24 protein-coding genes are annotated in these 19,179 nt (G+C 28.2%); 21 read left to right on the top strand and 3 right to left on the bottom strand.

Going from position 1 to position 19,179, the window contains the following annotated elements; translation table 11 throughout:
• The first annotated feature begins 114 nt into the window (after positions 1–114).
• From ACJDTP_RS13800 to ACJDTP_RS13740, 13 genes are all read left to right on the top strand, one after another.
• Entirely contained in the window at positions 115–954 is an 840-nt protein-coding gene (locus ACJDTP_RS13800; RefSeq protein ID WP_406761526.1) for an AraC family ligand binding domain-containing protein, read from the top strand.
• The gene (locus tag ACJDTP_RS13795; RefSeq protein ID WP_406761525.1) at positions 947–1,888 is read left to right on the top strand and encodes a DMT family transporter; all 942 of its coding nucleotides are present in this window, start codon (positions 947–949) and stop codon (positions 1,886–1,888) included. Before ACJDTP_RS13800 ends, ACJDTP_RS13795 begins: the two co-directional genes overlap by 8 nt.
• Positions 1,889–2,057: 169 nt before the next feature.
• The gene (locus tag ACJDTP_RS13790) at positions 2,058–2,480 is read left to right on the top strand and encodes a cytidine deaminase (protein WP_012059610.1); all 423 of its coding nucleotides are present in this window, start codon (positions 2,058–2,060) and stop codon (positions 2,478–2,480) included.
• Between the two features lie 505 nt (positions 2,481–2,985).
• Positions 2,986–3,816 carry an ATP-binding cassette domain-containing protein gene (locus ACJDTP_RS13785; RefSeq protein WP_406761524.1) on the top strand — a complete coding sequence of 277 codons (831 nt, stop codon included), beginning with the start codon at positions 2,986–2,988 and terminating at the stop codon, positions 3,814–3,816.
• 14 nt (positions 3,817–3,830) lie between these two features.
• Entirely contained in the window at positions 3,831–4,535 is a 705-nt protein-coding gene (locus ACJDTP_RS13780; protein ID WP_406761523.1) for a hypothetical protein, read from the top strand.
• A 15-nt stretch (positions 4,536–4,550) separates the two neighbouring features.
• On the top strand, positions 4,551–5,087 hold the full coding sequence (locus tag ACJDTP_RS13775) for a GNAT family N-acetyltransferase (RefSeq protein ID WP_406761522.1): 537 nt from the start codon (positions 4,551–4,553) through the stop codon (positions 5,085–5,087).
• A gap of 72 nt (positions 5,088–5,159) precedes the next feature.
• Positions 5,160–5,600, top strand: coding sequence for a DUF6790 family protein (locus tag ACJDTP_RS13770; protein ID WP_406761521.1), 441 nt, complete (start codon positions 5,160–5,162; stop codon positions 5,598–5,600).
• Positions 5,601–5,800: 200 nt separating this feature from the next.
• Entirely contained in the window at positions 5,801–6,559 is a 759-nt protein-coding gene (locus ACJDTP_RS13765) for a peptidase MA family metallohydrolase (RefSeq protein ID WP_406761520.1), read from the top strand.
• Between the two features lie 31 nt (positions 6,560–6,590).
• Positions 6,591–6,956: a winged helix-turn-helix transcriptional regulator gene (locus tag ACJDTP_RS13760; protein WP_078116618.1), complete on the top strand. Its 366-nt coding sequence runs from the start codon at positions 6,591–6,593 to the stop codon at positions 6,954–6,956.
• Positions 6,957–7,040: 84 nt separating this feature from the next.
• Positions 7,041–7,544, top strand: coding sequence for a YbhB/YbcL family Raf kinase inhibitor-like protein (locus ACJDTP_RS13755; protein ID WP_406761519.1), 504 nt, complete (start codon positions 7,041–7,043; stop codon positions 7,542–7,544).
• Between the two features lie 79 nt (positions 7,545–7,623).
• Entirely contained in the window at positions 7,624–8,121 is a 498-nt protein-coding gene (locus ACJDTP_RS13750; RefSeq protein ID WP_406761518.1) for a GNAT family N-acetyltransferase, read from the top strand.
• 100 nt (positions 8,122–8,221) lie between these two features.
• On the top strand, positions 8,222–8,614 hold the full coding sequence (locus tag ACJDTP_RS13745) for a bacteriohemerythrin (protein WP_171771988.1): 393 nt from the start codon (positions 8,222–8,224) through the stop codon (positions 8,612–8,614).
• 216 nt (positions 8,615–8,830) lie between these two features.
• Positions 8,831–9,040, top strand: coding sequence for a hypothetical protein (locus ACJDTP_RS13740; protein WP_017210934.1), 210 nt, complete (start codon positions 8,831–8,833; stop codon positions 9,038–9,040).
• Between the two features lie 89 nt (positions 9,041–9,129).
• On the opposite strand, the gene ACJDTP_RS13735 is transcribed toward ACJDTP_RS13740, so the two are convergent.
• Positions 9,130–9,747 carry a histidine phosphatase family protein gene (locus ACJDTP_RS13735; RefSeq protein ID WP_406761517.1) on the bottom strand — a complete coding sequence of 206 codons (618 nt, stop codon included), beginning with the start codon at positions 9,745–9,747 and terminating at the stop codon, positions 9,130–9,132.
• Between the two features lie 133 nt (positions 9,748–9,880).
• Between ACJDTP_RS13735 and ACJDTP_RS13730 the strand changes: the two genes are divergently transcribed.
• The 8 genes from ACJDTP_RS13730 to ACJDTP_RS13695 all read left to right on the top strand — a co-directional run bounded on the left by ACJDTP_RS13730 (position 9,881) and on the right by ACJDTP_RS13695 (position 16,972).
• The gene (locus ACJDTP_RS13730) at positions 9,881–10,762 is read left to right on the top strand and encodes a LysR family transcriptional regulator (protein ID WP_406761516.1); all 882 of its coding nucleotides are present in this window, start codon (positions 9,881–9,883) and stop codon (positions 10,760–10,762) included.
• 340 nt (positions 10,763–11,102) lie between these two features.
• Positions 11,103–12,155 (top strand): galactose ABC transporter substrate-binding protein, encoded by a 1,053-nt coding sequence (locus tag ACJDTP_RS13725; RefSeq protein ID WP_078116614.1) that lies wholly within the window; start codon positions 11,103–11,105, stop codon positions 12,153–12,155.
• A 500-nt stretch (positions 12,156–12,655) separates the two neighbouring features.
• A complete protein-coding gene (locus tag ACJDTP_RS13720; protein ID WP_077839901.1) occupies positions 12,656–12,913 on the top strand; it encodes a zinc ribbon domain-containing protein in 258 nt (85 codons plus the stop codon).
• A gap of 627 nt (positions 12,914–13,540) precedes the next feature.
• A complete protein-coding gene (locus ACJDTP_RS13715) occupies positions 13,541–14,068 on the top strand; it encodes a flavodoxin domain-containing protein (protein WP_103697772.1) in 528 nt (175 codons plus the stop codon).
• A 67-nt stretch (positions 14,069–14,135) separates the two neighbouring features.
• Positions 14,136–14,699, top strand: a complete 564-nt coding sequence (locus tag ACJDTP_RS13710) for a nitroreductase family protein (RefSeq protein ID WP_406761515.1) — start codon at positions 14,136–14,138, stop codon at positions 14,697–14,699.
• Between the two features lie 137 nt (positions 14,700–14,836).
• The gene (locus ACJDTP_RS13705) at positions 14,837–15,136 is read left to right on the top strand and encodes a hypothetical protein (protein WP_406761514.1); all 300 of its coding nucleotides are present in this window, start codon (positions 14,837–14,839) and stop codon (positions 15,134–15,136) included.
• A 136-nt stretch (positions 15,137–15,272) separates the two neighbouring features.
• Positions 15,273–16,016, top strand: a complete 744-nt coding sequence (locus ACJDTP_RS13700; protein ID WP_078116611.1) for a YwqG family protein — start codon at positions 15,273–15,275, stop codon at positions 16,014–16,016.
• A gap of 536 nt (positions 16,017–16,552) precedes the next feature.
• Positions 16,553–16,972: a GNAT family N-acetyltransferase gene (locus tag ACJDTP_RS13695; protein WP_171771980.1), complete on the top strand. Its 420-nt coding sequence runs from the start codon at positions 16,553–16,555 to the stop codon at positions 16,970–16,972.
• Positions 16,973–17,527: 555 nt separating this feature from the next.
• Here ACJDTP_RS13695 and ACJDTP_RS13690 read toward each other — a convergent pair.
• The gene (locus tag ACJDTP_RS13690; protein ID WP_406761513.1) at positions 17,528–18,097 is read right to left on the bottom strand and encodes a DUF6143 family protein; all 570 of its coding nucleotides are present in this window, start codon (positions 18,095–18,097) and stop codon (positions 17,528–17,530) included.
• A gap of 146 nt (positions 18,098–18,243) precedes the next feature.
• Entirely contained in the window at positions 18,244–19,146 is a 903-nt protein-coding gene (locus ACJDTP_RS13685) for an AraC family transcriptional regulator (protein WP_406761512.1), read from the bottom strand.
• Positions 19,147–19,179 lie beyond the last annotated feature (33 nt).

Raw genomic sequence — 19,179 nt, 5'->3', positions numbered from 1 at the left:
TACATATTAATTTCTGAAATCATGGTAAATAAAAAGTTGAACACCATCATACAAGAACTATTTTAATTTCTATGATATTCTTAGAAAATAGACATAAGGAAAGGAGGAAAATAGATGTTAAACGAAGTTAGGACTGTTTGTTTTGATACAGAGCTAAGCATAGAGGCTTATAACTTTAAAGGTATCATGCAGAAGTTTCCAAATCACTTTCACGACTATTATGTTATTGGATTTATTGAGAATGGGAAAAGATATTTGTCTTGCAAAAATAAGCAGTACATTATAGAAACAGGGGATTTAATAGTGTTCAATCCTGGTGATATTCATACATGCGAACAAATTGATGACAGAACGCTTGATTATAGGTGCATTAATATTAAGAAAGATGTTATGAAAAAAATCACATTTGAAATAACAGGAAAAGAATATCTGCCTAATTTTATGGAATTTGTTTTATTCCGTAATGAAGTTACATCTTCTTTAAAAGAGTTACATCTTATGATAATGGAGGAGGAGAGGAATTTAAAAAAAGAGGAATTGTTTCTATTCATAATTGAGCAATTGATAAAGGAATATTCAAACCCAGTTTCTGAAATGACTATACAGGAAGCTAGTGCAGAAATTAAGACAGTGTGCGATTATCTAGAAAATAATTATATGGAAAATATAACATTAAATCAATTAAGCAATCTAACTGGATTAAGTAAATATTATTTGTTACACTCTTTTACTAAGCAAAAGGGAATATCACCATATAATTATCTTCAAACAATTCGTATTGGCAAGGCGAAAAAAATGCTGGAACAAGGAATTGCCCCAATTGACGTAGCATTCAAAACAGGGTTTACAGATCAAAGTCATTTTACAAACTTTTTTAAAAAGTTAATTGGATTAACGCCAAAGCAGTATATGAATATTTTTATTAATAGATGTAGGAGTAAAGAAAATGAGTAATAACAAAGTTAAAGCAGGACATTTATCAGCAGTTATGACAATATTAATTTGGGGGACAACCTTCATTTCAACTAAAGTATTATTAAAAGATTTTACGCCAATTGAAATTTTAATCTTTAGATTTGTAATTGGATATCTTACATTGCTTTGCATATGCCCATATCATATAAAAACGGCTAAATTGAAACAAGAACTTTATTTCGCAGCAGCTGGATTAGCAGGAGTAACCTTGTATTTCCTTTGTGAAAATATCGCATTGAACTATACCCTTGCAACTAATGTAGGTGTAATTATTTCAATTGCTCCATTTTTTACAGCTGTTTTTGCTAATCTATTTTTAGATAATGAAAAGTTAACATCATACTTTTTCATTGGACTTACAATAGCAATAATAGGGATACTTCTTATAGAGTTTAACGGAAAATTTGTTTTAAAATTAAATCCATTTGGTGATATATTAGCAATACTTGCTGCTATTTTATGGGCTGTTTATTCTGTTGTCATGAAGAAAATTAGTCAATTTCAATACAATACCATTATCTGTACTCGAAAAGTATTTTTTTATGGATTAATTTTTATTATACCTGCCATATTTATTTGTGATTTTAAGCTTCAAATATATAGATTTACCAATGTATCAAATCTAATGAATATCCTATATTTAGGTTTTGGAGCATCTGCATTATGCTTTGTAACTTGGAATTGGTCCGTTAAGATTTTGGGAGTCGTGAAAACAAGCATATATATTTATATAGTCCCTGTAATAACTGCTGCTTCATCTGCTGTTATTTTACATGAGAAAATAACCTTTATTTCAATTATAGGAATTATCTTAACATTATTAGGGCTATTTATTTCTGATGGAAAACAGATTATAAGATTTAGGAGAAAAATAGAAGGTGTAGGTGAAAGATACAAAGAAAATGCACTATAAACAATGTTTCTAATTTCAGTGGATTATTGCATAAGTGCAGGTTAAAAGTTGAGCATCTACATGAAATTGCATCAAATTATATTTACATGCTTGTATAATAGTGGTACAATTTAATTCCTCAATATATAGTAATATATTGGAATTTTAAAGAAAGGTTTGGTAATAAAATATGATAGATGCAAAAGTATTGATAGAAAAAGCATTTGAGGCACAAAAGTTTTGTTATACTCCATACTCTAATTTTAATGTAGGTGCGGCTTTACTTTGTGATGATGGAACAATATATCAGGGCTGCAATATAGAAAATGCAGCATTTACACCAACAAACTGTGCAGAAAGAACAGCTTTCTTTAAAGCAATTTCTGAAGGAAAAAAAGAATTTACTGCAATAGCAGTAGTAGGAAATAAAAAAGGGGTAAAACCTGGCGAAGGAGATTTTTGTGCACCTTGTGCAGTATGTAGGCAAGTTATGGCAGAGTTCTGTGATTTAAAGACTTTTAAAATAATTATTGCTAAAAGCACAGAAGAATATTTAGAACATACATTAGAAGAAATTCTTCCTTTAGCATTTACTGGTAAAAATTTAAAGTAGATTATTAATAGTATAGATAAGTTATAAATAATATAGTTCATTCTTTATTTTTAATGAAATATGTATTAGAACTGCAAAACAATTATTTCTATATAAAGCTGTACCCAACAGAGAATATAAGTTTTCTGTTGGGTTTATTTTATTGCTTAATATATGATTGGTAAATGATTCTTTGATTATTACATAAGAGATATTTTCCACAATTGCAGCTAAACTTAACAATTCAAAATTAAAAATAGAACTGGATAATTTAGCATTAAAATACGTTTAAAATACAGATTACAAGAAATAAGACAAATTCTAAAATAGTAGAGACAATTAGTGGAGCTACTATTTTAGAACTTATGTAACATGACATATTTAATAAATAATTCGATATAACTATTGTACATTAAGCTTTAAAGGGGATATTAAATCAATGGCGTTTGTAATTATTTCTATTATTATGTAAAAAGTGGTATAATACGAAAGTGGTCATGCTTATTATAATAAATGGGGGCATATTATGAATATACCAATAATAAAAATAAAAAACTTAGTGAAAAAATATGATAATAGATTGATTTTTGATGATGTAAGTTTAGATATAATGAAAGGCGAAAGTATTGCTTTAACAGGGCATAATGGTATGGGGAAAAGCACATTAATAAAGATTTTGTGCGGTCTTACAAGTATAACTTCTGGAGAGGTTATTAGAGATAAAAATCTTAAATTTAATTATATTCCGGAAAATTTTTCACAGCTTAACATAAAAGCGGGTGAATATATTAAGTTAATAGGAGAAATAGAAGGGATATCAAAAGATGATTTTGTGAAGAAAACTAATTACTTATATAAGGAGTTTAACTTAGAAAATATGATAAACACTTCTATGAAAAACTTATCTAAAGGAACCCTGCAGAAGATTTCGGTAGTTCAGGCCCTTTTGTCAAAACCAGATATTTTGTTATTAGATGAACCACTTTCTGGACAAGACAGTGATTCACAAAAAACGTTTATTAGAATGGTAAGAGAGCTTATAAAAGATGGCGTTACAGTAATAATGTCATGTCACGAATTATTTTTAATAGATCAATTGTCTAGTAGAATATTACAGGTTAAAGATTCTAAAATATTAGAAATTAAAAGGACAGATATTAGCTCTGATGAATATGCTTCAATGACTTTTTACAGAAAAGAAGCAGATAAATCCTTTGTAACTTCAAATATTAAGGGTATCTACGATTATCATGAAAATGAAGATTATATAGAATTTAAAACAAAAGTAAGCGAAAGCAATAGGGTTTTAACAGAAATGATTAATAATGGTTATACTTTAAAGTATTTTGAAAGGTAAAGGGAATGTAGCTTATGTTAATATCAGTATTAAAATATAATTTTAAAATGTACATGAAGTCTCATAAATATATAATGCCTTTTTTTATTTTTATAATATATATGGCAATTTCTTATTCCGTAGCATTCCTTGATATTGTAGGCAGCATGGTATCTTCAGCAGCCTTTCTCTTTGCCTTAATGACATGGATTGGTTTTACTTATTGCAGCAATATAGAATTAATTGCGGAAGAAGTTTTAATATTAAAGTTAAAGAGTCATACACGCTACTGGATATCTAAAATTATTTTTATGGGTGTAGTAGGATTATTTTTTTCTACACTGTCTATTGGAATTCCTACTATTTGTAGTGTTTTTAAATATCCTGTTACATTCAGCGATATATTTGTTTCATTTATTATCCACATGTTTTTATCATTAATAGGAGCATTAATTGGAATGCTATTGCAACCAAGAATAATATCAAATAGAAAAATGGCCATACTAGGTGCAATCTTTATTGTATTAATGAGTATAATTAAAGGACCAGTAATTAATGAGGTTCCATATTCAAAATATGTGATGTGGATTTTTCCTCCTATAAATGAAGTTTCAACAGCATATTTAGATCTTATGCATTTTAATATAGCTAATTTAATTATGCCATTAATTATTATGATAATTTATATTTTTATAGAGAGTTTTATATTAATAAAGAGAATGAAAAAAGTATTATTTTAAGATGAGGTGAAAAATATGCTAATAAATACAGAGAGATTAATTATTCGTGATTTTCAACATAAAGATAAAGAAAATTTAATGAAAATCATATGGCAAAAAGATGTAATAAGATTTATGAAAGACTGGTCTGAAAATAGCACTGTTAAAGGAAGGCTTTCAGGTTATATTGATTGGCTTCAGACACAAAAGGATTCAAAGGATATTTATGAAAATAAACGATATGCTGTGACATTAAAGGAAACAGATGAGTTAATTGGTATGGTTGGAATGGGATTAGAAGATACACTAAATGAAGTTGAAATGGCATATTTTATAGATGAAGATCATGTTGGAAATGGATATGCAACAGAAGCACTAAGAGCATTGTATGAATGGTGCATAAGCGTATCAGACATTCCATATATGATTCTTACTATCGATTGTGAAAATATCGCGTCATGTAAAGTGGCAGAAAAAGCGCAATTTAAATTGTTTGAGAAAAGAACTCCAATTGGTCACAATCAACCTAATATGGAGAGCGATAGTTACTTCTACTATCGCAAATATCGTTAAATTTCAATCTAAAAGTTATTTACAGATGTTATCATTATATCTAAAAATTCAGATATAGGAGGGGAAGAATAAATGAAGAAAATTGGTTTATATGAAATATCAGTAATTATATTTTTTATACTTCTACCTATAATTGCATTTATCATTAATATTCGTATTAATAGATCTGAAATCAGTCCTTTTAGTTTGATTTTTAAATGGTTTGTTTTCTCTGGAGTTGGATTAAGATTATTTACAGCAGGATTAAAGCAATCAATAAATCCTTCATTTACAGCAAAAGAAATATTTAAATTAAATGAAGAGAAAAGTTTTCGCATTGTTAGAGAAGTTGGGTTTGCGAATATAAGTTTAGGCCTGATTGGAATATTATCACTTCCGTTTCTAGAATTTCGATTAGCAGCAGCTGTAGCAGGTGGACTATATTTTGGACTAGCAGGTTGCTTACATCTTTTTAGTAAGATGAGAAGCAAAGATGAGATGTTTGCAATGGTTTCTGATTATTTTATATTTTGATGATTCTTATTGTAATTAATTATTTTAACTTTGTATAGAAAGATAATTAGAATGGTTATGAAACAAATATGCAATTCTATAATATTATTGAAAATTTAAAATTAATATATAGAGAAGTTGTATTATTATTGAATAAATATGATTGCTACATAAAGATATGTGTTTATATGTAAAAATATCATTAAAGGAGTAAAATTAAAATGGCAGGAAAAGTAGAGGAATACTTAGATAATCTAGAAATTAAAAATGTTAATAGAGAGAAAGATTATAAACTAAATTTAAGAAAAGAAACTCAAAATTTCATAATTCGTTACACTGAATTTGATAAAGAGTGCATAGATAAAGTGTCTAATGTCCTTGAAGATAACTATAATAGGATTACTAATAACTTAAATATGCAACTTAACGAAAAATTAACTATAGAAATACACCCAGACCATAATGAACTTCATATGGCATTAGGATTTCCAAATGCGCCTGACTGGGTGAGAGGCGGAATTGGGGTGGGGAAAATTGTAATAGCATCACCTTTAAATCCACCACCAGGTTCTGATTTTTATAACGTATTAAATACAGCAGTTCACGAATTTGTACACATGATAGTAAATAAGATAAATGATAATACACCTAGATGGCTTAATGAAGGAATAGCATGTTATGAAGCAAAAGACAATAATGAAAACTGGATAATAAAAACTGTTCAAAATGGATTAGAAAATAATATTATTCCTACATTTAAAGAACTAGATACAGGAGCGGATTTTGAAACTTTCTTTGCACGTAATGGATATCAATACTCATATACCATAGTAGAATCAATAATTAAACTATTTGGATATGAAAAGTTGCGAAACTTAATAAAGACGCCCAATAGTATTGTAGAGATTTTTGGAATGACAGAAGAGGAGCTTCAAGATAAATGGGTTGGTTATATAAAAGTGAATTACCTGCAAAGGTAGTATAAATAAGAATTTATTTTTAGGAGATACAATGAAAATAAGAGAAGAATATACGTGTCCTTTAGAACTAGTACACGATATGATTAAAGGAAAATGGAAATCTATTATATTATGGCGATTGCGATTAGGCCCTACATCATTAGCTAAGTTAGAAAGAGATATTGATGGGATTAATCAAAAAATGCTATTAGAGCAATTAAAAGAATTAATTGATTATGGATTTGTGGAAAAGAAATCATTTGATGGTTATCCTCTTCGTGTGGAGTACTCTTTAACAATAGATATGGGAATGAAGATTATAGATGCCTTAAAAATCATGCAGTCCATTGGAATTGATTACTTAAAGGAACATGGTATGGAAAAGACATTGATTGAAAAAAGGGTTATTCCAGAGTAATACCCACAAAAAAGTTAGTAATTTACGTTATAAAAGCTCTTTGCTATAATTTGCCTATAAATAATAGCTTTGGAGGTAATATATATGATAGCAACAAGTGCAGGTATTATAAATGGGATTATTCAAGATCAATATGGTAGTCGTGGAGAACATTTTAATGAGAATGGAGTTCCAACTTTTTCTCTTCCATTAAAAATTGAAAATGCTCCAGTAAATACTGCTTCATTTGCAATAGTATTAGAAGATAAAGATGCCTATCCAGTAACAGGAGGTTTTGCCTGGATACATTGGCTTGCAGCCAATATTACAAGGAGTGAATTGAAAGATAATGAGAGCCAGACAGCAGAGGATTTTATACAAGGCACAAATAGCTGGACTAGCTTGCAGGGGAATCAGCAATCAAAAGAACTTTCTTGTTATTATGGTGGTATGACACCACCAGATAAAGCACATGTTTATGAGTTTTATGTTTTTGCTTTAGATAAACTGCTAAATCTAAAAAAAGGATTTTTATTAAATGAATTATATCATGAAATGGATGGACATATTTTGGAGCAATATACTCTAAAGGGAATTTATAATAAGTAGTAAGTATACAAATGTAAGTGATATTGGATTAATGAAGTGAATATGCAATTTAGACAAAATATTGGAGGATAAATTAGAAATGAGAATATTAGAGAGTGATAGATTGATTTTAAGACCTTGGAAAATTTCTGATTTAGATGATTTACATGAATTTATGTCAAATGAAAAAGTTGCAAATTTAGCAGGCTTTAGTGTGAAGAATAACAAAGAAGAGAGCTTAAAGATATTGAAGCAATTTATCATAGATTCTTCTGATTCATTATGGGCAGTTGAATTAAAAAATACTAATAAAACAATTGGATGGATTGAATTACACAAATATTCAGAAGGAATATATATAAATTCAAAAGAAATAGGATGTGTTTTATCACAAAAATATTGGGGACAGGGTTTAATGCCAGAAGCGTTTAAACAAGTTCTTGATTATGCCTTTAATGAAGAAGAGCTTGATTCTATTGTATGTTCTCACTTTGTAAACAATAATCAGTCTAAAAGAGTAATCGAAAAATCTGGATTTAAGTATGATAAAGCGAATGATGATAAGGTTTATTACTGTTTGAATAAAAGCGATTTTTAATTATATTCTGTATTTCCAAAGTCATTAAGTATTAAAAATATATAATATATTGCCACAATATGATAAAATATTAGAGAATTTTGTTACTTGAGGTGATTTGATGGTAAAATGGAAAGCGGATTATGAACTTGGGGTAAAACGCATTGATGAGCAGCATGAAAAATTATTTGAAATAGCAGATCGTGCTTATAAACTATTAACAAATGATTTTATACTTGATAAGTATGATAGAATTACTGAAATACTTGGGGAGTTAAAAGAGTATACTATATTTCATTTCAAATCTGAAGAGGAATATATGTTGAGTATAGGATATAAAAAATTCTTATCACATAAAGTAATACATGAAGATTTTATAAAATCTATTGATAACATTGATTTACACGAAATAGATTTAAATCAAGATGAGTCAGTAAAGAAGATATTAGAATTTGTTGTAGATTGGATAGACAAGCATATTTTAAATGAAGATAAGTTTATAGTAGAGAATTAATAAGAATATTCTAGCTGTTAAGCTAGTGTTCAGAAAACTACATTATAATAAAGCTTGTAAAAAAGTTTTCATTAGTATACCTTAGTTAATTTTGCAGCCACTAGTTGGCTGTATTTTTTTGTCGTAATTTTTGTTACGAAAAAGTAAAAGTAATTATATAAATTTACGAATATAGCCATATAGATAATTTGAAATAAAATTTATGAGGTGGTTTATATGGAAATAAAATTAAATGAGATTGAAATGTTAACAATATTACAGGCATTAGAAGTTCTACATGATCAAGCTACAGAATATAAAGACCTTATATATGAGGATAATAAAGATTTTCTAGTGGATATAAATAAAACTAGAATGGTACATAATAAGTTATTAGTTCAAGCTAAAAATGAAGGGATAATTAAGAAAAAAGTCAGCTTGATTTAAAAGAAGAGATGAAGGCAGGTTAAATAGAGGTGTTTAATCTGCCTTTCATTATATTAATTAAAATAAAAGTATTTTAGGCTAAATAATTTCTATTTATAGTGAGATATATCTCCGTATAATAGTATTTTGAAGACTCCATTTTCTAAGTGTATTTTTGAAAGGCTAGCCGATTCTATATCTGGATTTCTACAAATATTACATATATTTTGATTTATGAAATGTGACATGATAACTTTTAAGGTAATTCTATGTGTAACAATAACAATACTTTTGCCTTGATTTAAATTAATAATTTCTTCAATTGATGGGATGACCCTAGCTTTTAATTCTTCATAAGATTCTCCTTCATCAGTTGGAACATATACAGAAGGGTTATTCCAAAAATTTTCCCAAGTTTCAGGATATTTATTAATAATATCTGTTTGATTCATGCCCTCCCATTTTCCCATATGGATTTCTTTTAATTCTTTCTTTATGTTTATAGGAATGTTTCGATTATGCTGAATGATTTTAGCTGTATCATAAGCACGTTTGCTTTCACTAGAGTATATTAAATCAATTTTTTCATTAATAAGTCTATCACGCAATTTTTGAGCTTGAGATATGCCAAATTCAGTTAAAGGGGAATCTTTATGGCCTTGCATTCGTTTTTCTAGATTCCATTTTGTTTGTCCATGTCTAATTAAATATAAAATAGTTTGTCCCATAAGTTCGCTCCTAAATATTTTATTATAAAAAATGCCAGCAATAATTTATAAAGAGAGTATATCAAAACAAAATCTATATGTATAATATATGTTATTATTATATTCATAAATAAAATGTATGAATGGAGAAAGTATGAATTTACATGGATTAAGATTGTTTTATATGGTAGCTAAAGCTGGAAGTGTAACAGTTGCATCAGAGCAATTAAAAATTAGTCAGCCAGCAATCACATCACAAATTAAAAAGTTTGAAAGAGAAAATGATATTACATTATTCTTACCACGGGGCAGAGGCATTTGTTTAAGTGAAATAGGTGAACAATTGGTAAAAGAAGCAGATGCAGTTTTTAAAATAGAGAATAGAATGGAATCATTAATAGATAATTATAAAAAAGGTAAAAATGGTACATTAAAAATAGCAGGAAATTATCTTTCAACAAATTTTCTAATACCAATGTGGGCGGCTAAATTAAAGAAAGAGAATAAAGATATAAATGTTGAGATTAATACATTAAATACTGAAGAAGCCATTGATCATCTTATCTCATATAAAGTAGATGTTGCAGTTCTAGGGAGTGGAGCAATGAAATATACAGATAGAATTGATACCATTAAAATAATGGATGATGATTTATGGTTTGTAGCTTCACCAAATCATAAATATGCAAACAAAAAGGTTAGTCTAGATAATATTATGTTAGAACCATTTATAATGCGGGAAAAAGGAAGTTACGCTAGGGTGCTTTTGGAATCACTTTGCCACATTAGTAGTAGTAAAGTACCTGACATAGCCCTTGAATTTAATGGGTTACATGAAACTCTTATGGCATCTACTTCTGGATATGGTGTGAGTTTTTGTTCATCAATTGCTGCTAAAGAATTTATTGATATGGGGAAATTGACCAGAATTTATGTAGATAATGTTGATCTAAAAAATGAAATTGTTATTTGTACACGTAAGAATGAAAAGATATCTAATTTAACTGATAAGTTTATTTCTACCATTAATAATTAAATGCTTAATAAAAATTAAACTATATTTTAAGTTGAGATTATATATTTTGAAATTCACGATGAACATTTCAAAATGTACAATTATCGCTAAAATTCTCGCAATATTTTTAGAATTATAATGAAAGATTATTTTGGCAATATATATTATAAATTTAATGTATTATTGCTGTGGTATAAGTACCCTAATATTAATTAAGGCAAGTAAACTCCCACTAAATGCCTAGTATAAATCTTTTTAATGAAATATAAAATAAGATATATTTGATTATGTGATTTAAATCTTCAAATGAATATATTAAATTTATATGTTATTCAGATAAAGAATTATACGGAGGATAAAAATGAAAAGATTTAATGTGATATTACATAATATAATTATTACATTTATGATAACAATTATAATGTTATCTTGTACTAGAGAAATAGCTAATGCGAGCCAAATTTTCAGTAAAGACAGACCAATTAATGTTGCAGTATTATTATATAGCTTTGATGATATTTATATATCATTAATACGTCAAAACTTAGAAAAAATTCAAAAGGAGAATGAAGGGAAAATAAAATTTACTTTTTATGATGGCAAAAATGATCAATCAGTGCAAAATTCAAGCATAGATGAATTAATTAAAAAAAGAGGTGTTGATCTATTCTTAGTGAATTTAGTTACAACGCATAGCACACAAGAAGTTGTCGAGAAGGTTAAAAGAGTAAATATTCCAATAATTTTATTTAGTAAAGAACCTGCTGCTATTGAGGCTATAAAGTCTTATAACAAGTGTTGCTATGTTGGAACTAGGGTAGAAGAAGCAGGGTTATTGCAGGGAGGAATCATTACTAATTTATGGAATGAGAAAAAATCAGTTATGGATAAAAATAAAGATAATGTACTACAATATATTATGCTAATGGGACAGGAAAATAACTTAGATGCAGTTAAGGAAACAGAGTATCCTATTCTAAAGGTTAATAATTCTAAAATAAAAACTCAAGAGCTCGCAGTAAGAGCTTGTAATTGGAATGAAGATGAGGCTAAAGAAGTTATTAAAGCATTATTTCTACAATATGGAAATAGGATCGAAGCAATATTTGCAAATAATGATCCTATGGCTATAGGCGCTATTAAAGCATTACAAGAATATGGTTATAATAAAGGCGAGAATACGCCAACAATACCGGTAGTTGGAATTGAGGCAATACCAGAAGCCAGAGAATTAATTGATGCTGGCATGATGACTGGTTCCGTATTTCAAGACCCATCAGAGGTTGCTAAAGTTCTTTACAATGTTGGAATGAACTATGTTTATAATAGAAATCCATTATATAGTACAAATTACGAATTTGATGAAACAGGAATTTCAGTCCGTCTTCCCTATCAGGAATATTTGGGTAAGTAATAATGATACGTATTATGCAAAACCTGTATGATTTTCAGGTAAATCAGTTATAATAACCGTGGATAAATTAAACATATTAAAAATTACTAAAGGTAGATTGGGTAGGAATACTTAATCTATTTTTTGTTTTTAATAATTGGAGAAAAGCAGTAGATAAAAAACTACTGCTATTATTATATTTAAACTAACTGCAGAAAGTAGTAGAAGGTACCATGATCAGATTGCAAATTAAATATGAGAAATATTCTCTATATTATATACTATATAAAATTACGAGAAAATAGTTACTTCAGATAGCAATAAAAATAAAAAGATTTAATGTAATATTACATAAGATAATTATTATATTATTAGAAATATTTGAATAAGTGGTGATAATGTTATTATTATAATTATTTAGTGATGATTAAATAGTAGCATGTTTATTAGCTATGTTATAATAAACGTAGGAGAGTAGTTGGTTAAATAATTATGTGTATTATATGAAAGGAATGATAAGAATGACAAAAGTAGCGATGTGTCAGAGTTGTGGGTTACCGTTTAATGAAGAGCATGCACATTTTATAGCAAAAGAGCAAGATGGAAGTGAGAGTATTTATTGTACAAATTGCTATAAAGACGGAAAATTTATTGATCCCAATATGTCCATGAAAGAAATGGTGGAGCTAATTGTACCGATTTTGGGAAAAGTAATAGGGGAAGAAGAAGCAAGAAAAGAAATGACAACATTATTACCAACTCTTAAACGTTGGAGATAATAATGATTTGAGTTAAATTTAATAAACAATATGTGTATAGTCATAACTTACTAGAAAACAATAGTAAGTTGTAAAATTGTATTATTCAAGAAATTTAATTCATTATTTTTTATGTATAATACAAAAAAGATTCATTTGCAATATAACAACATAAAATTAGTTTTACATAAAAATAAAGATTGATTAGAGTAAGATATCTGATTCATCTTTATTTTTTTACGCAAAAATAGAGATAGCGAAAAATCAGGTGGATGATAATAAAAGCTATCTCTTTTTTATTTTAATATGAAGTTATGTTATAATTATTGACACAGTTTATGGAAACTATACAACAAAATAAATAAAGAATATATGTTATAATTGATTTAATTATGGAAGGCAATTATGCGGTGAATTCATTAGTAAATCATAGTATTTCAAAAAAGGTTATAATGGAAGAAGGATTTTATAATGTATAATTGTGCCTTGTGTTCTATCCATGCTTGTAATAAAAAAGAACTTGATAAAGATCCTAAGAAGTTGCCCAAGTCTTGATGAAAAAATAGAAGAAATTAATGAAGTCTACAAAGAAAAAGATAATCTTTATATAACTGTAATTTAATATAATTGCTTAGATAGAGGTGGATAATGAAAACAGTAGTAATCTATAAATCTAAAACAGGCTTTACAAAAAAATATGCGGAGTGGATTGCAGAAGAGTTATCAGCGGATATTTTTAATGCATCAAAGGTGAATGTTAATACGTTGAATAAGTATGATACTATAATTTATGGTGGAAGTTTGTATGCAGTAGGCATTATTGGGGTAGGATTAATCAAAAAGAATATTAACAAGCTTAAAGATAAGAGGTTAGTAGTGTTTGCAACAGGAGCATCACCTTTAAGAGATAATGTTATAAACGAAGTAATAAATAAAAACTTTACAGTAGATGAACAAAAATATATCAAATTCTTTTATCTAAGAGGTGGATTCAATTATAATAAACTAAGTTCTTTTGATAAATTTCTAATGACATTACTAAAATTGAAAATAAAAAATAAGAAGCAGGAAGATTTATCAGCAGATGAAAAAGGAATGCTTGCTATTTATGATAAACCAGTAGATTTTACAGATAAGAAGGATATAGGGAAAATAATAACGTATGTTAATTCGTGAGAGTAAATAAATATAAGTAACTGTAGATTTATGATTCAAGTAAAAGTATTAAATTTAGGAGATTAGTATGGATGTAATAAGAGCAATAGAAGAGCGTAGAAGTATACGAAAGTTTAAAGATAAGGTAGTACCAAAAGAGATAATAGAAAAGGTCTTAGAATTAGCAACTAAAGCACCGTCAGGAAAGAATCGTCAACCATGGAAGTTTGTTGTTGTGCAGAATAATACAAAAGATGAGATGGTAAGAATTATGGAGAATTCACTACATCAGAATAAAAAAGAGAATAAATCTACTGGTAGCTTGGAGTCAAGTATAAATTCAATTAATGAAGCATCGGCAGTGATCTTAGTATTTAACACTTTTTCTAATTTTGAAGAAGATTATAACCATCATAGATCACTTACTGATACTCAATCAATTGGGGCTGCGATACAAACACTACTTTTAGTAGCGCAGGATTTTAAACTAGGAACTCTTTGGATCTGCGACATATTTTATTGTGACAGAGAAATATGCTCATGGTTAAATTGCAAAGATGAACTTGTAGCAGCAGTAGCAATTGGATATCCAGATCAATCACCATATCCAAGGCCACGAAAGCAATTAGAAGAGGTTGTAAGATGGATATAAATTTTGTGGGTCTAAGTAATAAGTGATTCTACGGTTATCTAAAAACTAATAAGTTAATATTTACAAATATGTTACAATTAGCTTTTAAGATTTCTAGTGAATTAGAATTAGTTTCTATAAGAAAGGGAATTTGTAATATGGAAAAGAAGATAAGCAATATTAATAAAAGAAAATGTGGAGTAGGAACATCAGCATTGATAATTTCTATATTTTCTATAATGTTTTCATTTACCTCTTTAGGGGAGAAGAGTATTGGTGAAAATATACTGGCGGCTATCGGAATAAGATTTCCAGTTATGGTTATTTCAATGATTTTATTTATTATTTCAGCTTTTATAGGTCATAAATACATAGAAAATTATGGAGCAAAGGTTGGAAGAAACATATCTGTATTTTTTATAATTTTAATGGTAGTTTTAACTATAAAAAGTTTATGATTTACCTAAATTATCATTTTATAAAAATGGATTTTATTCTGAATAATAGACTGATGAAAATATATAAAATAATTGATAAGCAAGTATATAATAAAGAGAAAATTATATAGATATTGAAACATATTGGAGGTAGAAAATGATTAAATACGAAATTCCTGAGAATTTAAAAGCACATGAAAATATAATAAAAAGAACTTTTAGGTATAGTAACGAGATAACTTTCAAATGTGAAGAAACAAAACCATGGGAGAGTAAACTAGGAGGATGTCCTTATCTTAAAAATATTGAAGAGTACCCATTAGATGAAGATGGAGAGCCTATGATATTTTTAGCACAGCTAAATCTATCAGAAATTAAAAATTTGAATGATCTACCAGAGAAAGGACTATTGCAGTTTTTCGTTGTAAATGATGATATGTTTGGCTTAGAAAGCCCTATTGTCGTAAGGTATATAGAAAAATATGAAGAAGATGAAATGCAATTAATAAAGGAAAATCCTTATGAAAATAGTGAAGAATATAAAGAAGGCCTTCCTTTTTTAAATAATGGAAAAATGCATTTTGAAATAAGAGAGATGCCTATGTCTTCTTCGTTAGAGCTGTTTGAAACGACTTATAAGAATGAACTTTCAGAAGAAGAGTATGAGAAGCTGAGTGACGATTGCTATAGCTGTGACAGCAGAGTTGGAGGTTATCCATATTTTGTACAAAATGATTACCTAGGTTTTAGTGATGAGGATTTTCTTTTATTGCAGTTAGATATAGATGATGAGTGTGGAATTATGTTTGGAGATTCTGGAAATTGTGTTTTTTCTATTCCTAAGAATGCTTTGAAGGACAAGGATTTTTCGAAAGTAGTATATGATTGGCAATGTTGCTAGGATATAAAAGATATATAAATAATGTTTTTACAAACTAGCTAATGATATAAGCAGCAGCAACAATATCTATAATATTTCATATAAATTTCACAGAGAATGTATATTATTTAGTTGTATTTTAAAATTTAAACAGAAATGTATTTTTCCACAGCAGGGAAGTGTATTCACGCTAAAAAATAGTGGTGGTTATGAATTTAATAATGTACTATGTCCTGATGGAACAGATAATTTTCTTTCGTTAGAAGGAGACAAGACTACGAATATTCAGCTTGCCAATACAGATACTTCTAACGCAAAACAAGCTGTTATCTTAGGCAATGGGGTTAATGGGTATGCTGTCAAAATTGAATAGCATTATTCATTGACTTACAACAAATTTTTATATATAATTTATTTAAAAAATAAATAAGAGCTTATACTTTCATCACCGGATGATTGTATTATAAGGCATACAAAAGCCAGCCGTAGGTACGGTGTGTTTTCACACTATAAGGTTAGCTTTTGGATGCCTTTTGTTTTGAAGGGGAGGTCATAAAATGATAATTAAAGAGTATAACTATTTACCAGAAGAGGCTAAAAAAATAAGAGTAGAAGTGTTTGTAAAAGAGCAGGGCTTTGTTGAAGAGTTTGATGAAATTGATGGAATTGCTAAGCACATGGTTATGTATGAAGGAGAACAGCCAATTTCAACCTGTAGAATCTATTTTGATATTAAGAAAGAGTCATTCATCATAGGAAGAGTAGCTGTTTTAAAGGAATGGCGAGGGAAAAATATTGGGGCAAAAATCCTTAATGCTGCAGAAGATAGCATTACTCGAGAAGGTGGAAAAAGCGTAATGTTGTCAGGACAGGCACGAGTTGCAGAATTTTATGAAAAACAAGGGTATGAAAAGCAGGGAGAAGCTTATTTAGAGGAAGATTGTCTGCATATATTGATGAAAAAGAATCTGGGGTGATATAGGTAAATAAATTTAACTCATATTATGCCATTTTCAATGAGAATATAGTAAAAATACCCCAATAAAGGGGCATTTTTATGTATGTGATAATTAATATTTGTGGGGGATTTATACCATGCCTAATATATCTTAAATAATGCACAATGTAAATATCACATATTTAAAATTAAATAGATCAAAAATGGAGCACTGATTTGATTATGAAGACATTTTAGTTTGCGAATATTTCATAAAATTATTCATGGAAGAAATAATAAAAGCCCCTAAAATAAGGGGCTCAAAAGTGAATGGATTAAAACAAAAAGTAGCTATGAATGAAGGGTAACCAAGAGAACAAAAAAATAACACTCAAGAGGTTTCCTTTAATTATATGAAGGATAAGTTTAAATAATTCTAATTTCTCATAAATAATTCTTTCCATAAAAAAGACTCCAATTGAGGAGTCAAAATGGATTCCATAAATAATAACATAATGAGAAGCAATCATATTATATGCGAGTTAAAAATAATTATTCATATGAGCGGACCATTAGGCGAGCTATTTAACAGAATCTACTTTTTACATATTGGTTTTTCCCACCATCCAAATGCCACTACTACTTTATCAATTGTTAAATTTGATGATTTTATAATTAGAGTATAGTTTCCACCTGGAGATTCTATAAACTTTCCATCTTCCTCACCTACTAATGTTGTATTAGGAGGTACTATTCTTTCATATACATTAACTCCATCTTTAGGAACAATTCTAGTAGATTCAATAAATCTAATATCTACCTTGTTTTTTGGTATTGGCTTTAACGCAGTGTTGGTTGGAGAGGTCTTACGGGATACACAAGCTTTTTCAGGAAAACTAGTATTTAACCATATTTGGGCAGTTAAATAGTCATTAGATAAATTTGAAATAGTAAATAGATTTGCATATAAATTGACATCTGAATTACGTGGATTTACTAAACCAGCCCAGGCATTTGATGAACCATTACCAACCCATAAAGTTTCTGTCTGGCCTACAAAGTATCTTCCTCTCATTGATTTATATAAAGAAATAGGAATACTAACTACTTCTTGTAATTTACCACTTTTATTATCTAGGATATAATTACTATTATTTTCTAACATAAATTACATCTCCTACGGATTAATTTTATAAATATTACTATAGAGTTTCTTTATATATATAATATTCCGTAAATGCTCAAAATGCTCATGCTATTAATAAAAGTAAGCTATAGCTCCGTAGATATAGTATATATTTTATAATTACGTTACCTGCGGCAATATTTATTTCTATATTCAGATGGAGAGCACTTCCTATATTTTTTAAATACTTTTCCAAAGTAACTTATGCCATTAAAACCTACATCAAGAGAAATATTAGAAATGGAATCCTTATTTTTTAGAAGTAGTTCTGCTGCTTTTGAAACTCTATATTCCATTAAGTATTCAAAAGGAGTTACTTTCAAAATTCTTTTAAAACTTCTACAGCACTCACTTTTGCTGATATTTGCGGCTCTTGCGATACTATCTAGATCAATATTATCTGCATAATGCTTTTGAATATATTGCATTGCCATTTTCACAGGTTCATCATCATTTGATGAAGCAGTTACAGAGGCTTTAATTTCTTCTTTTATTTCTTTAACTAAGTTTAGCCAAACAATACTTAAGTAATTTTTCATTTCCAATTCATATCCATATGCTTTTTCATGAGATAATATAAAAACTTGTTCCAGATGAGCTAATATTCTCTTTTGCCATGGAACGTCAAGTTTTAAAGATATAAACTTTAAATTATTGCTCTCAATAATTGGTGACAAGTACTTTTTTTCGATAAGTGATTCTTCACTTCCTCCAATTAAAGTTGAATCAAAATCAATAGAAAACATCATACAATTGCTATTATCGTATGGTTTAATTTGATGAAGTACATTTGAATTTATCATAATTCCTTCTCCTGGAGATAAGATTATTTCTTCATCTTCTATATATACAACTACTTTATCATATAGTGAATATGAAAATTGTACTTCCCTATGCCAATGCCATCTTATATACCCATCTTCAAATAGATCAAATTTGTCAGTGTAAATTGCTAATGGAAAATCATGAGAACCATGTTTTATTGTTTCTTGCAAATCATCATTTACTTCTATTCTTGTTGCCTGCATTCTTATCATCTCGCTAATATAGTTTTAATTTCT

The sequence above is a fragment of the Candidatus Clostridium helianthi genome, from assembly GCF_045310795.1.
Lineage (GTDB): Bacteria > Bacillota > Clostridia > Clostridiales > Clostridiaceae > Clostridium > Clostridium helianthi.
The sequence above is the reverse complement of the archived record's forward strand: the minus strand, read 5'-3'. Positions and strand labels throughout refer to the sequence as shown.

Excerpts from the sequence above, each read along its gene's own strand:
- ACJDTP_RS13800 (WP_406761526.1), top strand. The coding sequence starts at position 115 with ATGTTAAACGAAGTTAGGACTGTTTGTTTTGATACAGAGCTAAGCATA.
- ACJDTP_RS13795 (WP_406761525.1), top strand. The coding sequence starts at position 947 with ATGAGTAATAACAAAGTTAAAGCAGGACATTTATCAGCAGTTATGACA.
- ACJDTP_RS13790 (WP_012059610.1), top strand. The coding sequence starts at position 2,058 with ATGATAGATGCAAAAGTATTGATAGAAAAAGCATTTGAGGCACAAAAG.
- ACJDTP_RS13785 (WP_406761524.1), top strand. The coding sequence starts at position 2,986 with ATGAATATACCAATAATAAAAATAAAAAACTTAGTGAAAAAATATGAT.
- ACJDTP_RS13780 (WP_406761523.1), top strand. The coding sequence starts at position 3,831 with ATGTTAATATCAGTATTAAAATATAATTTTAAAATGTACATGAAGTCT.
- ACJDTP_RS13775 (WP_406761522.1), top strand. The coding sequence starts at position 4,551 with ATGCTAATAAATACAGAGAGATTAATTATTCGTGATTTTCAACATAAA.
- ACJDTP_RS13770 (WP_406761521.1), top strand. The coding sequence starts at position 5,160 with ATGAAGAAAATTGGTTTATATGAAATATCAGTAATTATATTTTTTATA.
- ACJDTP_RS13765 (WP_406761520.1), top strand. The coding sequence starts at position 5,801 with ATGGCAGGAAAAGTAGAGGAATACTTAGATAATCTAGAAATTAAAAAT.
- ACJDTP_RS13760 (WP_078116618.1), top strand. The coding sequence starts at position 6,591 with ATGAAAATAAGAGAAGAATATACGTGTCCTTTAGAACTAGTACACGAT.
- ACJDTP_RS13755 (WP_406761519.1), top strand. The coding sequence starts at position 7,041 with ATGATAGCAACAAGTGCAGGTATTATAAATGGGATTATTCAAGATCAA.
- ACJDTP_RS13750 (WP_406761518.1), top strand. The coding sequence starts at position 7,624 with ATGAGAATATTAGAGAGTGATAGATTGATTTTAAGACCTTGGAAAATT.
- ACJDTP_RS13745 (WP_171771988.1), top strand. The coding sequence starts at position 8,222 with ATGGTAAAATGGAAAGCGGATTATGAACTTGGGGTAAAACGCATTGAT.
- ACJDTP_RS13740 (WP_017210934.1), top strand. The coding sequence starts at position 8,831 with ATGGAAATAAAATTAAATGAGATTGAAATGTTAACAATATTACAGGCA.
- ACJDTP_RS13735 (WP_406761517.1), bottom strand. The coding sequence starts at position 9,747 with ATGGGACAAACTATTTTATATTTAATTAGACATGGACAAACAAAATGG.
- ACJDTP_RS13730 (WP_406761516.1), top strand. The coding sequence starts at position 9,881 with ATGAATTTACATGGATTAAGATTGTTTTATATGGTAGCTAAAGCTGGA.
- ACJDTP_RS13725 (WP_078116614.1), top strand. The coding sequence starts at position 11,103 with ATGAAAAGATTTAATGTGATATTACATAATATAATTATTACATTTATG.
- ACJDTP_RS13720 (WP_077839901.1), top strand. The coding sequence starts at position 12,656 with ATGACAAAAGTAGCGATGTGTCAGAGTTGTGGGTTACCGTTTAATGAA.
- ACJDTP_RS13715 (WP_103697772.1), top strand. The coding sequence starts at position 13,541 with ATGAAAACAGTAGTAATCTATAAATCTAAAACAGGCTTTACAAAAAAA.
- ACJDTP_RS13710 (WP_406761515.1), top strand. The coding sequence starts at position 14,136 with ATGGATGTAATAAGAGCAATAGAAGAGCGTAGAAGTATACGAAAGTTT.
- ACJDTP_RS13705 (WP_406761514.1), top strand. The coding sequence starts at position 14,837 with ATGGAAAAGAAGATAAGCAATATTAATAAAAGAAAATGTGGAGTAGGA.
- ACJDTP_RS13700 (WP_078116611.1), top strand. The coding sequence starts at position 15,273 with ATGATTAAATACGAAATTCCTGAGAATTTAAAAGCACATGAAAATATA.
- ACJDTP_RS13695 (WP_171771980.1), top strand. The coding sequence starts at position 16,553 with ATGATAATTAAAGAGTATAACTATTTACCAGAAGAGGCTAAAAAAATA.
- ACJDTP_RS13690 (WP_406761513.1), bottom strand. The coding sequence starts at position 18,097 with ATGTTAGAAAATAATAGTAATTATATCCTAGATAATAAAAGTGGTAAA.
- ACJDTP_RS13685 (WP_406761512.1), bottom strand. The coding sequence starts at position 19,146 with ATGCAGGCAACAAGAATAGAAGTAAATGATGATTTGCAAGAAACAATA.